Source organism: Xanthomonas sp. NCPPB 3569, from assembly GCF_041475645.2.
Lineage (GTDB): Bacteria > Pseudomonadota > Gammaproteobacteria > Xanthomonadales > Xanthomonadaceae > Xanthomonas > Xanthomonas phaseoli.
Map to the genome: position 1 here is coordinate 4,936,268 of NZ_CM192969.1, position 16,183 is coordinate 4,952,450.

Here is a 16,183-nt window from a genome sequence, read left to right on the forward strand (position 1 = left end):
CTGCGCCGGTCGTGACTGCCCGAGGATGTCCGAATGACCGAAATGCCCGCTCCTGCGCGACGCTTTCCCTTGGCATGGCTGCTGCTTGTATTGGCCGTGGCGGCCGTCGGCGTGGCGCTGTTGCTGGGCTGGCGGGCGTGGCAGAACTATCAGGCAACGCAACTGCAGGCCGCGCAGGCGCAGCAGCAACGCTGGGACGCCACCCAGCAACTGCTGGAGACGCTGCGCCGCGATCAGCGCCTGGCCAATGAGCGCCTGCAGGATGCGTCGGCCACCAACCGCGTACTGCGCGACGAGATGCTGGGCCTGAGTCAGCGCAGCGCCTTGCTCGAAGACACCGTGCAAAAGCTGGCCGACCCCAACCGTCATGGCGCACAGGCGCTGCGCCTGGATGAAGTGGAGCTGCTGCTGCGGCTTGGCCAGCAGCGCCTGAGTATCGCCGGCGATGCCGACGGCGCGCGGCGCGCCTATGCGTTGGCCAACAGCGCACTCAACGGCATCGACGACCCCGGTTACCTCAATCTGCGTCAGGCATTGGTGCAGGAACGCGATGCGCTGGAGCGTCTCGGGGCCGGCCCGCAGGCGGAGGCCGGCAAGAATCTGGACACCTTGGCCGCCGAGTTGCAGCGCCTGCCGGAACAGCCCGCACAGGCCAGCGACGCGGCGCAACCGTGGTGGCAAAAGGCGCTGGCGCCGCTGGTGGACATCCGTCCCAGCCGCGGCGACGCCTTGCTGACCGGCGCCGACCGGCGTGCTGCGCGCGATGCCGCGCAGATCGAAATCAGCCTAGCCCGCGCGGCCGCCGAACGTGGCGATGCTGCCGGTTTTGCGCAATCGCTGCGCCGCGTGGACACCTGGGCCACCCGGCTCTGGCCGGATTCGCCGCAACGTCGTCAGCTGCGTGCACGCTTGCGCAGCCTGCAACAAGCGCCACTGCGTCCGCGCCTGCCGGAGCTGGGCACCACCCTGCTGCAACTGCAGGCCATGCGTGAAGGGAGATCTACCCAATGAAAGTGTTGCGTACCGTCTTGATCCTGCTGGTTGCCGTGGCGCTGGGCGTGCTCGGCGCACAGTGGCTGTCGCACCAGAACAGCTACGACCTGGGCAATGTCGTTGTCAGCGTGGGCGGTAACGACTATCACGCCGCCATGCCGCAGGCGCTGCTGATCCTGCTGATCGCATTGCTGGTGCTGTGGCTGCTATGGACGTTGATCAGCCTGCCCTTCCGCGTGTGGGGCAAGTACCGCCGCAACAAGGGCCGTGCGCGTTTGATCGAAGGTCTGCGCGCTGCCGATCATGGCCAATGGCAGCGCGCCGAGCGGCTGCTGGTCAGTGCCAGCGAAGACGACGAGGTGAGCGGCATTGCCCTGGCCAGCGCGGTGCGCGTGGCCGATGCGCGCGGCGACGAGGCAGCGGCCACCGCACTTGCAAAGCAACTGGCCGAGCGCGACCCGACAGGATATGCGCTGTTGCAGGGCGAGCGGCACCTGGCGCGCCAGCGCCCGGTGGATGCGATCAACGCACTGGATAGCGCCAACGCGCAGCCGTTGCCGGCGCGCGGCCTGCTGTTGCGCACCCACGCCCTGGCGCAGATCGGCCGCGCCGACGAAGCCTATGGACAGCTCGGCGCCCTGCGTCAGCAGGCGGTCCTGGCGCCCGATGCCTACAGCACGCTGGAAGCGACGCTGGCCGAGCAGACCCTGTTGCAGGCCAGCGACGCCAATGCATTGGCCGAGCGCTGGGAAGCATTGCCCAAGGCATTACGCACCATTCCCGCAGTGGTGGGCGCCTATGCGCAGCGCGCGGCCGTGCTGCATTGGGACGATGCCGCCGTGCATAGCCTGGAACAGGCGCTGGACGCGCAATGGGACGAATCGCTGGTACGCCTGTACGGCGTGCTGCCGCTGGAAAAATACGATTCGCGCCGCGCCAGCGCGCAACGCTGGCTCACCCAATATCCCGACAGCCCAGGTCTGTTGCTGACCCTGGCGCGGCTTGCGCGGCATCAACAGCAGTGGTCGCAAGCCGAGGAATTCCTGCATCGCGCCATCGCAGCCGGCGCCGGCAGCGAGGCCTGGGAAGAGCTCGGACACGGGTTTGCCGCCTCCGGCGACCTGCTTTCGGCACAGCATTGCTACGCCAATGCCTTGCGCGCTGCGCGCGGCGAGCCGGTGATCGAGGACATGCCACAGCAGTCGTTGCGCGGGCCGGTCGTGAGCGCGTACGACCCCGCGCCCATCGATCCGCACGCAGCGGACGATCGCATCCTGTAATCAAGACAGCGGCGGTATGCGATGTGCGTACCGCCGCATTGCACTCCGAAGAACGAGGCGACTGCGCGCCAAGCGGGCATCTACTTCATCGAAGAAGTTGACGTCGCGCTGTTGCCACGCAGCGATGGAATTCAGGATAGAGGATCCGCAAAGGCCGCGACTGCACCTGCGAATCCCGAATCACCAATGCCCAATCCCCTGCCGCGCGGCGGCATCAGCGCTCGACGATGGCCACCACGCCCATGCCGCCGGCGGTGCAGATCGAAATCAATGCACGTCCGCCGCCGCGTTCTTCCAGCTGTTTGGCAGCGGTGGCCACCACACGTGCGCCAGTGGCGGCGAACGGGTGGCCGGTAGCCAGCGACGAGCCCAGCGGATTGATCTTGTCCGGATCGATGCGACCCAGCGACGCGTCCAGCCCGAGGCGATTGCGGCAGTAATCCTCGCTTTCCCAGGCGCGCAGCGTGCACAGCACCTGCGCGGCGAAGGCCTCGTGGATTTCGTAGATATCGAAGTCCTGCAGGGTCAGGCCCTGGCGCGCCAGCATCTGCGGCACCGCGATGGTGGGCGCCATCAGCAGGCCTTCGCCATGCACGAAATCCACTGCCGCCACCTGCGCATCGCGCAGGTAGGCCATCGGCGTGTGGCCATGCGCCAGCGCCCAGGCTTCGCTGGAGAGCAGCACCGCGGCGGCGCCATCGGTGAGCGGGGTGGAGTTGGCGGCGGTGAGCGTGCCGCGGCCGGAGGTCTTGTCGAATGCCGGGCGCAAGGTCGCGAGTTTTTCCAGCGAGGTGTCGGCGCGCAGGATGTTGTCGCGCGAGACGCCGCGGAATGGCGCGATCAGGCTGTCGAAGAAGCCGCGCTCATAGGCAGCGGCCAGCTTGTGGTGCGAGGCCACCGCCCATTCGTCCTGCGAATCGCGCGAGATGTTCCATTCCTTGGCCATGTCTTCGCAATGGTCGCCCATGCTCTTGCCGGTGCGCGGCTCGGCCACGCCGGGAAATTCGGGCTTGAGTTCGGCCAGCTTGAAGCCGCGCAGCAGGGCCTTGAGCTTGTCGCCGGTGGCCTTGGCGCGGTTGGCAGCCAGCAGCCGTGCGCGCAACTTCTTGCCGTACACGATCGGCACTTCGGAGGTGGTGTCAGAGCCGCCGCCGATACCCGAGTCGATCTGCCCCAGCGCGATCTTGTTGGCGATGGTGATCACCGAATCCAGGCTGGTGCCGCAGGCGCGCTGTAGGGTGATGCCCGGCGTCAGCGGCGACAGACCCGACGACAGCGCCGCCTCGCGCGCCAGGTTCCAGTCGGCGGAGTGCTTGATCACCGCGCCCATCGCCACTTCGCCCAATTGCTGCCCATGCAACCCGAAGCGCTCGACCAACGCGCCCAGCGTGCGCACCGACATGCCCAGGTTGCCCACATCCGCATACGCGGTGTTCTGACGACAGAACGGGATACGAACGCCGCCCAGAATGGCGACGGGACGGGCTGCGGGCATCGGTTGACCTGGCATGGAGGACTCGGGGACATGGCCTGCACAGGGCCGGCAGGCATAATCGCCGCAGTGTAGCTTCGACCCCGTGATGGGCCAACCGCGAATCATGAGCAAGACCGAACAAAGCGTCACCGCCATGGGTGTGCTGGCGCTGGAATTGACCGGCGGAAGCGCCCCCGAGCGCGGCGCCTTGGTGCCGGCGCAGGCCGGCATGCTGGCCGAACGCATCGGCCGCGACTTGGCGCAATGGATCCCGGAAGTCCGCGATCTGGAATTGAGCGTGGCATTGGCGCATTTCGATCCGGCCGAGGTACTGCGACCGGGCTGGCCGCTGCACCGGCGCCTGGAAGAGCTGCAGGCGCGTGCGCCAGGGCGCGACCAGGGCCCGCGGGTGCTGGCCTTCGGTGCCGACGCGCAAGGCGAGATTCCGCTGCCGTTCCAGGCCGATGCGCAACTGGTCGGCGGTGGGTTGCGCGTGCTGCCGTTCGTGCTTTCCGGCGACCCGCAGACGGTTGCCACCGTGGCCGATGCGATGGAAGAGGTGCTACTGGCCCAAGGCATGGCGCAGGCCGATACCGCGTTGCTGGCGCAGGAAAGCTTCGGCGCCCGCATCGAGCATGCGCGGTATCTCACCGCCAACGATCTGGCGGCGATGATGTCGATGCAGTACGACAATCAGGGCCTGGCGCCGCTGTGGCCGCTGATCGAAGCCGCACTGCTGGCACCGCACACCGAAGAATGGCTGGAGCAGCCCCCCGAACCGGTATTGCGCTACACCGAAGGCGAAGTGCGCATCGCCCTGTTCGACCCGGCAGGCTGGTGCGATTACTACGCGCACGACCGCGAAGACTGCGAACGCCTGCGCGGGGTGTACGAGCACTATCTGGCACGCCAGCGGCAGATGGCCGCGGTGCTGGAAGCGCACGGGCTACCTGTGCTTTACGTGCATATCGAGCCGGGCCAGGATCCGCGGCAGGCGCTGGCGGCCTAACCAATGCGCACTGCCTGCCCGACCTGCACGGTCGCGCCTGGCGGCAGCACCGCTTCTACCGTCACGCGACGGCATAGTTCCGCCGTATGACGACAGGCAGCGCGCTTATCCGCTGGCGTGGGCACCGAAACATCGCCGGCATGTGAAGCGCACCTGTAGGCCCGCGGCGTTGCAGCCAAAACCCGCATCTACCTCCCGGTGGCGGTAGGCACCTGTCTTTCTGCGGCCCCTGCCAGCATCTCATCGACTGACCACCGCTGGCTCCGGTCGGATCACCTAGGCCTGTGCATCGTTGACGTTCGTGCTTTTCGACTTGCCGTATCAGGCGTTTTGCACTCGGTCGGGCATCCGGGCGTAGACGGCGTAGAGAACCGCGCTGTGGTCGGTTACATGCCGTTCGGAATGGACACCGCTCAGGCGGGTGCTGTTCCGGGGCTTGCTAACGAGACGCAGCGTCGTCTTCATCCCATACGGCTCTCGCCCGACTGCACCAACGTCGGCTGATACGGCGCGATCAGCGCCAGGAAGGGCCTGCCATGTCACAACCTGATCCATCTGTGCCAAGAACACCTCGCGCCGCGTGCGCGCATGGTGTACTCCGCGCCTCCAAAGAAAGCTGCATCGCCATCTTCCGATTCGGCTCAGTGTGTCTTTTTTGCAAGCGTCTGATGGGAGTTGTAATTATTCAAGCCTTCCCGAGTCAACGTGATGCGGACACGCTTACACCAAACCGAAATGCATCGGTCCGCCTGGTGCGATCGCCGAGCTTTCGCACAGCCACTCGTTTGTGACATCGCTTTTTCGCATTCGAGATGCAGACAGCTCAGGCCTTCAGGAAAATAGGTCGTTAATCCGGTAGCAGTGGAATACACGGCGTTATATGCACATTTACGTTCTTGTCATCCCGATGGCTTGTCGCTCCGGATCGCTGGTGACTCACCACGGTCGATGAGTGCCGCCAGCTCAGGCACGCACAGTCAACACAGCCTCACCGCGGACTGATAGCAATCTTCCATGTGATACCCGCAGAGTCGATCGATATGTCGTCGGTAACGCGCGGCCATGCTTTTCATAGGCCCTATTCCATTCGTCCATCAGCACTTCGCCTAGTCAACAAGCTCCGATGGCTCCGAGCATGCATTCGGCGGCGTCGCCGGTTTCTGTCCTGCACTTGAGAGATACATCCATGCGCACCAAAGCCCAACTCCCATTGACTGCCATTCAACGGTTTCTTGCCCATGATGCAGCGTCAACGCAGCCCCCCTCTGCGTCGGCATCCACATCGCTCCACAAAAATGAGACCGCAGGCTTGCTGGCAGCCTTGCCAGCGCGAAACGCCAGGCAAGGAGCGCAGAGGAAGTCCGGCGAAAAAGAAGGCGCACGCCAAAACAACGGGGGCCGGGGCGGACAATGGGCATCTCGGGCGGCCAAGTACGCCCTGGGCATCGCCGGTGCTGGCTATGTTGCAGACAATTTCTTTCTGTCCACGACATCGCTGGTCGATGGCAAAGGCGGCTTTACCAGTAATGATCGTTTGGATAAAGGATGCGCAAAGGCCGAGACGTATTACGCCCGGTACCACAGTGCCACTGAGGAGGAGCGTGCATCCCATAGCCGCCCCTTTGTACCGATCAGAACGTGCGGTTCCAACCAGTTCGCCACCATGACCGATTACCGCGCGGCGACCAAGGTCTATGTCGGTCATCTTTTCGACAGCCAAGCCGCGCGGGAATCGCTTCTCACCAACTTCGCTTGCCTCAAGGGGGAGCGGATCAAGCGGGAGTGCATTACCAAGTATGCACCTGAGCAAATGCCAGCGGATCCGGACCTGAGCAAGAGCGAGCTGTACGACAGGAAAAACAAGTACTCGTTGGTTGGCGTGCCCAACGTCCAAACCGGAGCAAGTGGATATACCTCACGCTCGATCACCCGGCCCTTCATCAACCGCGGCATGCAGCACTTCAAACAGGCCTCACAGAGCGACAAGGCACTGTCCCTGAAGCAGTGCATGCAATCGTTTGAACGGGCACTGGAGGACACTGACAAGCTTGGCAAGCAAGCACAGCACGCCGCCGGCCAGGCAATATTGAATTTCCGGCAAGTCTATGCAGCCGACGAGCATTGGGGTCACCCGGAGAAAATCATCATGAAGACCCTGATCGCCAACGGACTGCTATCGCAAGAGCAAACCGACAGGATCGATGCGACCCTGATGTTCGAAGATCCCTCCATCAGTGTCCTGAAAAGAAATACCAGCATCGCCGGACCGTTACTGCAAAAGCTGGAAACGAAGATTCAGTCAAGACGTCTGCAGGATCAACCTGAAACGCTTGCAGACTTCATGAAAATGGCTAAGCAGAAGAACATGGAAGGCCTGCCGATCGCGCACTTCAAACTCAACGCAGAAGGCACCGGCTTTGAAGACTGCTCTGGCCTGGGCGACTCGTTCACTAGTGCAAATGCCGTTGCATGCATCAACCATGCACGCTTGATGAGCGGAGAGCCGCGCCTTTCGAAAGAGGATGTCGGTGTCGTGGTTGCCTGCCTCAATGCTGTATACGACGATGCCAGCAGCATCCGGCACTCGCTTCATGAAATCGCACGCGGATGCTTCGTGGGTGCCGGCTACACCACCGAAGACGCCGATGCATTCTATGAGCAGATTTGCAAGGATGCTGCACAGGCATTCTATGCAGGAAAGTCGATGACCAGCAGCGACTAGGGAAACTCTGAACAATCCATCGTGATCTGCCACAATCGATCAACGACCCGAGTAGACGATTTCGATGCAGCTGACCTTCGGCGACGCGGAGTACAACGGCAAGCGCAAGCGGACGCGGCGTGAGGTGTTCTTGGCCGAGATGGACCAGGTCGTGCCGTGGAAGGACCTGCTGGCGCTGATCGAGCCGCACTACCCGAAGTCGGGGCAGCCGGGGCGACAGCCGTATCGGCTGGAGACCATGCTGCGCATCCACTTTTTGCAGCAGTGGTATGCACTGAGCGATCCATCGGCGGAAGAAGCGCTGTACGACACGGTGTCGATGCGCCGTTTCGCCAAGATCGGCGGGCTGGATGAGGTGCCGGACGAGACGACGATTCTCAACTTCCGCCATCTGTTGGAGCAGCACGATTTGGCGCGCAAGCTGTTCAATCGGGTCAACGCGCACCTGTCGCGCAAGGGGCAGAGCTTGCGCGGCGGGACGATCGTGGACGCCACGATCATCGCTGCGCCCAGCTCGACCAAGAACAAGGATGGCGAGCGCGATCCGGAGATGCACCAAACCAAGAAGGGCAACCAGTACTACTTCGGGATGAAGGCGCACATCGGGGTGGACGATGACTCCGGGCTGGTGCACCACGTGGAGTGCACGGCGGCCAACGTGGCCGATATCACACAAGCGCACAAGCTGCTGCACGGCAAGGAGGACACGCTGTGCGCGGACAGCGGCTACACCGGGCTTGAGAAACGCGAGGAGATGAAGCGCAAGCGCAAACTGCGCTACCTGATCGCGGAGAAGCCCTCGAAGCTGAAGCAGATTAAGAACAAGCGCGAACTGAAGTTGGCCAAGCGCTGGGAGCACACAAAAGCCAGCCTGCGTGCAAAGGTGGAACACCCGTTTCGGGTGATCAAGCGCCAGTTTGGCTACGTCAAGGTGCGCTATCGCGGTTTGGCGAAGAACACCGCACAGATGCTGATGCTGTTTGCGCTGTCGAATCTGTGGCTGAAGCGCAAAGAGTTCATTACCGCCGCGGGGTAGGTGCGCCCGTAATCGGGACGATACCCCGAAAAAGCGCCAAAAACGGCGAAAAACCGAGGATCTGAGCGCGGTCACCGCGACCGATATGGCTTACCACATCCTCCGATCGCGTTGTTCAGACCTTCCCTAAGTCTTTGTTCACTACTTCGTGAGGCGACTTGTTATCGTAAGGCGCAAGTTTGAGAGTTCTGGCGCCTAGGCTGGACATTGCTAAGCGCTGCCTGTGGATCAGAGTTAGAACATTGACAGATGGAATAACGCCAGCATGGGTAGGCTTTCGTGAGGCGCCCCATCGTTCTGCATCCCTTGTTCCTGCTTCGTGCACTATAACTGCGTACTCAGCAAAGGCCCATGAGTCTCCTGTGTCCAACTCGTCGAGATCCTTTATGCCCTCATCAATCATGAAGCTCGCGAGATCCCTTACTCCAATAAGAACCCTTTGTAGCCCGCCCGCAGTTGTAGCTGCAGATCCCTGCGGCATGTAAACCAGCGTCCATACGAAACATTTGAGAGAGAAGAGAAGATCCTGATGTTCAGGCGCGAAAAGCGACTCCCCGTTTATGAGAGGCCTGTCCCATCTCATGACCGCGTTTTTTTTTACCTGACCAGGAGTTTCATTGAGAAGCATCCATACGCGAGCGTTAAAATCTGCGCCTGCAAAAGTAAATTGGCTCAGCTTTTTTCTTTCACGTGATGACATATTCTATTCCAACGGCGGTATGGGATTGAGGACTATTTGTTCCAGTCGCTTCACATTTGCTTTCTTAAGCGTGTATGCGAGAGACGAACCAAGGCGATCGTATGCGCTTCCATACCGCTCTCTGAAGCGCTGCGTGCCAAGAGTGCGGAGCGCCGCACTGTACCTCTCGAAAAGTTGAATTCTTCGTAGGATAGAAACTTCATCATTCATTTCGACCGAAAGTGCACATGCCGGACACAATCCATAGCCAGTGCACATACGTCCGTCAATTTGACCGGGCATCGGACTTTGAAATGGATCCAAACATCGATAGCCGGGTGACGCTGCAGACCGATCACCGAAGTGACTGCGAGAGTCAACTTTTGCGTTGCTATCGTGGTATCGAAACTGTAAAGCCATGGCTCCAGCCAGCGATTCCTCGTCACGTCTGCGAGTTGCCTTAGAACGATAGTTTTCGAGTGTGACCGAGACCGTGCTGTGTCCAAGGAGAACACTGACCTTCTCGGTATCTCCAAGTATCTCATTGAGGTACTCGGCTGCAGCTAACCGAATGGCGCTTGAGCCTGCGGCTTTGAGGCCTCGGTCCCTGAAGAACCTGGACTTCCTTTCGGCTGAAAGATTGTAGGTCCCACGTAGCGGCTGTCCCAGCGAGCGGATTGCTCCGATCTTTCTAGTCTTGAACTTGCACGCGTACAGAAATAGATCGTCACGTATTCGTTGGGGCGCGTACGCCCGAAGGTGTTTGGTCCATCGCTCAATAAAGTCTATAACGTTGCAGGGATTGAACAACTCGTCGCTTTTAAAGAACGAGCGATGAACCATGCCTTTTCCACGAAACTTTATACTCGATAGTTTGTACTTATTTGAGAATAATCCTGAACACCTGTCGATATTTGAGATGCGCAAGCAGCACATTGGCTGTTCGTTCCAATGTGTGAAGCACTGAAGAATGATGAATGCAGGTATCAGATCATGTACGTTTGGATTGATAATTTGAGCGACACGCAGGTAACCCACCTCTTCCAAGCGAAGAAAGAAATTAGGTTCGTGTTGCTTTAGCCATTTGCGCTCCGGAAGTACGCCTCCATACTTGACTATCGCCTGAGCGCACACTCCCTCAAGTGTGTTTGGAATAACTGAGTGACTTTTGATAAGAGCAAGATGGTGGTCAATCTGTGTAAGCGAGAGATCCAACTCTCTAAAATTTTGTTCATGCGCATTTATCGCGGCGGTCATCAACCTCAAAAAATGCTCTTGTGATATTGCTTCCTTCTCTTTCCCCTCATTTCTGTGTGGATTTTCTCCAGGCCACGGATTAATTGGAATATCATGCTGGACGCCGAGCTTTGATAGCTTTGGAGAAAGCCGTGAGATCAACTTACGTAGGGCACTCAGCTTGTGCATCCTATCGGAATAGCCCCAAACGCATTTTTGTCCATCTCTTCTTTTTCTTAGCCATTGTGTAAAATCTTGAAAAGTTGCTCGATCAAGGCTACGTAGCTCGGTGTGAGGAGAGGTTTCGTTCAGGTATTGAATAATTCCGTAGCGAAGCGATCGGTGCGTTCCGTTCCGAGTTGTTGCTCTTTCTGATGCAAGGATGGCAAGTGTTGCATCAATGAGATCTTCGGCGATTTGAGAGAGACCTGCCCATCCGGAAAAGTCGTAAAGCTTGATATCTTCATCGAGTGGCCCTTCGCACTGAAAGTGCAGTAATCCTTTTTTCTCAACTCGAGAGAAGCGCACTTGAGTAGGACCGAATGAATTCTGGCCGGACTTCGTTCGAAATCGCGTACGTTTCATGTTGCGTACCCATCCAGTGCATTCATTAGATGGCGTTGATCCTTCTCGGACAGCTCTTCTTCTAGTAGCAGGCTCTCGTTTAGGTATATTTGTTCTGTGGTAGATCTGTTTGCATGTCCAAGAAGCGCCTGAACTTTCTTTGCCGGGTCGGGATTTCCCGCACGCGCTTCCAAGATGAAGTGCCACAAAGCAAAAGAATGTCTACAAGCGTGCGGGGACGGGATACTGTTGTTTACGGTTTCTCCAACTGCACGTATTGCGGCGCGCCTCATTATCTTTCTGAAGTTATTTGCTGTTAGCGCTTGACCACGAGAATAACGAGCAATCGCATGATTGACGAAGACTTGGTTATGCTGTGCCTTTCCTTTCGAAGCGAGTACGGCGTCGGCACGCTCGGTAGAAACATAGATACTTAGTTCTGCCAATAGCCAAATAGGGACAATGAGTTTTCGATGCGTTACTCCTTTTCCCATTACTTGTATGTGGCAAGCTGCAAGGGAATTCTCCTTACCGACTTTTTGAAATGGCAGCTCGCTAATCTTGATTGATAGCGCCTCTGAGATTCGGGCACCGGTATTCAGCAAGAAGGCAAACAAGAGGCGATCCCGAGTCAGAACTTGCGTTTTTTCACTGGGCATCTGGCCAAGGTTTTTGCTAATTGCCTCTACAAGGTCCGTAGCAATATGTTTCACCAGCGCATCCGTTGCAGGTGTCTTTGGCACTTGAACGTCCGGGGCTATGACAAGCTTTTCCATTCCTCTTCGCAGGACCTTTGCGATTTTGAAGCGATTTTTCAAACAGCCGTTATTCTGTAGATAATGAAAGAGCCGCTTTGCAGTCGATACCCTCTTGATGACTGTCCGATCTGCATAGTTCAGAGATGTCTGCGGACTCACTACATACAACATGCTATCGGCATACTGCTGGAGCAGTTCTTCCGAGAACTCTGCAAGCGTTGTGTTGATTTCGTTGGCGAAGAAGAGCAGGTCAACCAAGTCTTCAGCGTTAGCCTTACTTGTATTGGACTGGTGGCGAAGCTTTGGCCTACCCAGCAGGCTGACGTTCTCCGAAATCAAGAAGTCGTAGACATCGGGGATAGGAACTGACGTACGTCTATCGACAACGAAGTAGAAGCCCGCGGGAAGGGCGGCGGTAGACCCCAGCAAGTGACGCGCCTGCCCGCGGGCAGGCAGAGCAACTACTTGGGCGATCTGAGGCTGGTAGATATCCAAGACTGCTTCTCCCGGGGGCCGGAACGAAGAAATCACGGCCTTGGGGGTCATGCAATCTAGCGAGCGGCCAACATCGGGCCAAGTTGAACACTGTCGACCAAGGCTTCGGAACCTAGCTTAGTTCGTTCAGTGCTCCATCTCAACGAAAGCGCTGCTAACCAACGTCCAACGCAGCCCCTAGTTGTGAACAATCTACCAAAACACCATACCATGCTCACATCCCCGGTACGGGTTCACCGACTGCGAGAACCCGATGTCGGGCGAGTTGTTGCGGCTGATGATGCTGCGCGCGATTTCCTCGGCCACCACGGTCTTGGGACGCATGGCAGTCTCGCCATCGGCATCGGCCGCGCCCCAACCATCGTCTATCTCGACGGCGGTGGTGACCGAGAAGCGACCGGGCACGTAGGCGGTGGTGCCGCGCCCCTTGATGACCGTGCGCGAGCTGCGGACATCCCGCTCGGTTGCCGTGCTCGCGCTGGGGAAAGAGTTCTTCTGCATCCAGTTAGTATTCTTACTAACGAGGCGCGGTGCAAGCGAGATGTACTGGACAAAGGAGCGAGCCGAAGCATTGCAATGCAGGGCGTACTCAAGCGCTGTGTAGTTGCGGGAATGGGGCGTCGGCAAAACAACAGCAACAGCCACCGCCGACAGCTCCGCCGTTGCGATTGCCCATTCCCGATTCCCTATTCCCCGCCGTAAAGTGACTGCGCCGACTGAAACAGAATCCAGCTGGTGGCAATGAACTTGTCGCCTCCCACCGGGCGGTTGCCGCGGTGGGTGTGGGTGAAGGCGGTGGGAGCGATCAGCAGGCTGCCGGTGCGTGGGCGCGCCTTGCGTTGCTGGAACAGGAATTCGGTTTCGCCCTGCGCGAATTCCTCGTTGAGATACAGCGTCCACAGCAGATGCCGATGCAGCGTTTCGGCACTGGCATCGCGCGGATACAGCTCGCAATGCCAGTACGGGTAGCCGCCCTGGTCGGCGGTGTACCACTGCAGATTGATCGCGCCCGGGCGCAGGCAGGTGCGTGCCAGATCGCCCAGCGCCTGGTCGCTCATCTGCGCGATATCCTCGGCCACCAGGCGATGCGGTGTGCCATCGGCCGTGGTCACCTGCAGCATCAGCGGTGAAATCAACGCTTGCGGATACTGCCGCAGATAGGTGAGCAGGCCCTCGAACACGGCCTGTTGCAGGCGGCTTTCCACTTCCGCCCATTCGGCCATCCCGCTGATGCGCAGATCGCGGCTGTGTTTGAGGTCTGGGAATACACCGCCACCGATGCGGCCCGGATGCAGCTGCTGGCTCTGGCGCATGCGCTGCACGATGGCCAGGCAATCCTCGCGCGCGATGGCGTTGTCGGTGATCTGGATGAAGTCGGGTTGGCTCATGCGCCTGACCATAGCAATCCGGCGCGCCGGCTGCAGCGTTCGGCAGGCGTTGCGTGCCGGCGGGATCCGCGCGCGAGGTTGTCGGGATCACCAGTGCGTGTTGAGGTGGGGCCGTCGCGCAGGGTGGGCAAGCGCTGCGCCGAGGCGATCTGTCCTGTCTTTGCTTGTTGCTTGGTGCCGGCCGCCCGTGTCGTGGGTGGCGCGTGCAAGGCACCAAAAAAAACCCCGCCGAAGCGGGGTTTTTCGTCACGCAACGCGTGCTGCGGCGATCAGAACTTGTAGTTGATCGAAGCGGCCAGCACGTCGCCCTTCACGTCGTAGCTGCCGGCCAGACGGTCGCCGGTGGCACTGCGGGTGTCGCTGGTCGGGTCGCTGGTGAACAGGTGGGTGTAACCGAAGTTGTACTCGGTCTGCGCCGACGGACGCCAGCTCATGCCCAGCGACACCCACTTGCGGCTTGCGTCCGGCACGCGCACGTCGCGGTGTTCGGCCGTGGTCGGGGTCTGGTCGTAGGCCAGGCCGCCGCGCAGGGTCACCGTATCGCTCATGCGGTAGTCGGCACCGATCGAGGCGAAGGTGGTATCGCGGTAGGAGAAGTCCAGCACGCTGTCGGGCTGGTTGGACGCGAAGTCCACGGTCACCTGGTCGAACTTGCTCCAGGCGGTGCGGGTCACGTCGGCCATGATCGACCACTGCTCGTTCACGTTGTGCGTGAAGCTGGCGGTGGCGCTGGCCGGCAGCTTGACGGTGGCGCGGCCCTTGGTATCGACGAAGGTACCCGGCGCGGCCACGCTCAGCACGGCGGCAGCACTGCCCGGCACGGTGAAGTCGGCGGTGCCGTCGGTGATCTTGTGTTCCACCTGCGAGCGGTAGCTGAAGCCGATGTGGGTGTTCTCATCGATGCTGAACAAGCCGCCCAGGGTGAAGCCCACTTCGGTGCTGTCGCCCTTGATGCGCGAGTAGCCATCGGCGCTGCCCGGCGCGAAGCCCGGCACGCGGCGCGCAGCCAGCACGCTGCCGAAGTCCACCGCGTTGGCCAGGTCGATATCCAGACGCTCGGCGAACACCGAGGCACCGAAGGACACGTACGGGTTCACGTCATAGGAGAACGCGACGTTGAAGTCGATCGCCTGCAGCTCGGTCTTGGTGCCGTGGTAGCGGCCGACCCAGTCGCGGTCGTATTCGGTCTTGAAGCCGAACGGCACGGTCAGCGAGGTGCCCAGGTGCATGTTGTCGTTCTCGCCGAACGGCACGTGGAAGTACATCGCCGGGACCGGCGCGATCATGCCGGCGTCGCCGCCGTTGCCGCCGGAGACCGGAGCGCCGTTGGCGTAGGCCGCGGTGTCGGGCTGGAACTTGGCCGAGAAGCTGATGGCGCTGACGTCGGCCTGGAACAGGCGACCGTCCAGCTGGCGCATGCCTGCCGGGTTGTTGGCGATGATGGAGGCATCATCCGGGGCGCTGCCCGAACCTGCGAATGCGCGGCCGAGGCCCTTGGCGCTGTTTTCCTTCAGCTGGAACGCGGCGCCGTGCGCCTGACCAACGGCCAGCACGCCAGCGATACCGACGGCCAACAGGGTGGCGCGGCTGAGAGTGGAAGCGGTAGACATAAGTTGTAGCTCTCCGGATAAAGACTGCAATGGTCGGTTCAGCGCCCGCGTCCAGCACCAATCCAGTGCCCGGAGCGCGCCGGAGACCCCCCCCCCCCCCGACATACGACGCCGTACGCAGTATACCCATGACGATTAACCGAACAATAACGAGGCGCGCGCTGAACGTGCCGTCAGGTTAGGGTTGGGTTCAGCAGCGTGGACCGGCTATTGTCCCCGTCCGATGTTCGTCTCTCTCCCTTCCCGCAAGAAACCCACCCCGCGCTGGGCGGTGCCGTTGCTGTTCGCCGCGGTGTGGCTGGCGTATCTGTGGTCGATCAGCCGGCCGGGCGAGGCGCGCAATACCTTGTGGCTGGACTGGGGCGCGCTCTCCAGCGGGGTCTCCAATCTGGGCGACTGGTGGGCCACCTTGCGCGACGGCAGCGTGCTGCGCCTGTTCACCGCGCTGTTCCTGCACGCGGACTGGTCGCATCTGCTCGGCAACCTGGTGTTCCTGCTGATCTTCGGGCTGCCGGCCGAACGCATCCTGGGCCCGTGGCGGTTGTTGCTGCTGTTCCTGGTGGGCGGCGCGGCCTCCAACCTGGCGGCGATCTTTGCCATCGGCACGCCGGACCGGGTGATCATCGGCGCCTCGGGTGCGGTGTCGGCATTGATCGGCACGTACCTGGCGCTGTTTCCTGGCGCCAAGCTGGGCGTGGTGCTGCCGCTGGGTGTGTTTCTGGAATTCATCCGGGTGCCGGCGCCGTTGTTGATCGGCGCCTGGGCGCTGCTGCAGGTGGTGTTCGCCTATATCGGGCCGGCGTTCGGCATGGTGGCGTGGTCGGCGCATATCGCCGGCTTCGTGTTCGGCATCGTGTACGGCCTGTACGTGCGCGCGGCGATCGCGCGGCGGCTGCGCAAGCGCCACGGTTTCTGAGGCGCACAGCACACACGCTGTAG

The 16,183-nt window shown here is 60.6% G+C and carries 12 protein-coding genes and 1 pseudogene; 6 read left to right on the top strand and 7 right to left on the bottom strand.

What is annotated here, in order from left to right:
* Positions 1-33: 33 nt before the first annotated feature.
* Both ACCQ03_RS21330 and ACCQ03_RS21335 read left to right on the top strand, forming a co-directional pair.
* Positions 34-1,011 carry a uroporphyrinogen-III C-methyltransferase gene (locus ACCQ03_RS21330; RefSeq protein WP_057679165.1) on the top strand — a complete coding sequence of 326 codons (978 nt, stop codon included), beginning with the start codon at positions 34-36 and terminating at the stop codon, positions 1,009-1,011.
* Positions 1,008-2,273: a heme biosynthesis protein HemY gene (locus tag ACCQ03_RS21335; RefSeq protein WP_150145309.1), complete on the top strand. Its 1,266-nt coding sequence runs from the start codon at positions 1,008-1,010 to the stop codon at positions 2,271-2,273. The genes ACCQ03_RS21330 and ACCQ03_RS21335 overlap by 4 nt, the downstream gene beginning before the upstream one ends.
* Positions 2,274-2,487: 214 nt before the next feature.
* On the opposite strand, the gene ACCQ03_RS21340 is transcribed toward ACCQ03_RS21335, so the two are convergent.
* Entirely contained in the window at positions 2,488-3,783 is a 1,296-nt protein-coding gene (locus ACCQ03_RS21340; protein WP_057679167.1) for an acetyl-CoA C-acetyltransferase, read from the bottom strand.
* Between the two features lie 88 nt (positions 3,784-3,871).
* On the opposite strand from ACCQ03_RS21340, the gene ACCQ03_RS21345 reads away from it, so the two are divergent.
* The 3 genes from ACCQ03_RS21345 to ACCQ03_RS21355 all read left to right on the top strand — a co-directional run bounded on the left by ACCQ03_RS21345 (position 3,872) and on the right by ACCQ03_RS21355 (position 8,514).
* Complete coding sequence (locus ACCQ03_RS21345; RefSeq protein ID WP_057659320.1) at positions 3,872-4,756, top strand: hypothetical protein; 885 nt, start codon at positions 3,872-3,874, stop codon at positions 4,754-4,756.
* A 1,480-nt stretch (positions 4,757-6,236) separates the two neighbouring features.
* A complete protein-coding gene (xopAG, locus tag ACCQ03_RS21350) occupies positions 6,237-7,478 on the top strand; it encodes a XopAG/AvrGf1 family type III secretion system effector (protein WP_209028916.1) in 1,242 nt (413 codons plus the stop codon).
* 64 nt (positions 7,479-7,542) lie between these two features.
* Positions 7,543-8,514, top strand: coding sequence for an IS5 family transposase (locus ACCQ03_RS21355; RefSeq protein ID WP_150147813.1), 972 nt, complete (start codon positions 7,543-7,545; stop codon positions 8,512-8,514).
* A gap of 115 nt (positions 8,515-8,629) precedes the next feature.
* Here the strand turns inward: ACCQ03_RS21355 and ACCQ03_RS21360 are convergent, their stop codons facing one another.
* The 6 genes and pseudogenes from ACCQ03_RS21360 to ACCQ03_RS21385 all read right to left on the bottom strand — a co-directional run bounded on the left by ACCQ03_RS21360 (position 8,630) and on the right by ACCQ03_RS21385 (position 15,244).
* Entirely contained in the window at positions 8,630-9,214 is a 585-nt protein-coding gene (locus ACCQ03_RS21360) for a hypothetical protein (protein WP_209226167.1), read from the bottom strand.
* A 3-nt stretch (positions 9,215-9,217) separates the two neighbouring features.
* The gene (locus ACCQ03_RS21365; protein ID WP_209226170.1) at positions 9,218-11,014 is read right to left on the bottom strand and encodes a site-specific integrase; all 1,797 of its coding nucleotides are present in this window, start codon (positions 11,012-11,014) and stop codon (positions 9,218-9,220) included.
* Complete coding sequence (locus ACCQ03_RS21370) at positions 11,011-12,297, bottom strand: tyrosine-type recombinase/integrase (RefSeq protein ID WP_506185205.1); 1,287 nt, start codon at positions 12,295-12,297, stop codon at positions 11,011-11,013. Before ACCQ03_RS21370 ends, ACCQ03_RS21365 begins: the two co-directional genes overlap by 4 nt.
* A 147-nt stretch (positions 12,298-12,444) precedes the next feature.
* Positions 12,445-12,747 (bottom strand): annotated as a pseudogene (locus ACCQ03_RS21375) (PA0069 family radical SAM protein); the annotation flags it as partial.
* A gap of 185 nt (positions 12,748-12,932) precedes the next feature.
* Positions 12,933-13,634, bottom strand: a complete 702-nt coding sequence (locus tag ACCQ03_RS21380; RefSeq protein ID WP_057679172.1) for a 2OG-Fe(II) oxygenase — start codon at positions 13,632-13,634, stop codon at positions 12,933-12,935.
* A 269-nt stretch (positions 13,635-13,903) separates the two neighbouring features.
* Positions 13,904-15,244, bottom strand: coding sequence for an outer membrane protein transport protein (locus tag ACCQ03_RS21385; RefSeq protein ID WP_057679173.1), 1,341 nt, complete (start codon positions 15,242-15,244; stop codon positions 13,904-13,906).
* A 223-nt stretch (positions 15,245-15,467) separates the two neighbouring features.
* Here ACCQ03_RS21385 and ACCQ03_RS21390 point away from each other — a divergent pair, with 223 nt between their 5' ends.
* Entirely contained in the window at positions 15,468-16,160 is a 693-nt protein-coding gene (locus ACCQ03_RS21390; RefSeq protein WP_017155963.1) for a rhomboid family intramembrane serine protease, read from the top strand.
* The last annotated feature ends 23 nt before the right edge of the window (positions 16,161-16,183 follow it).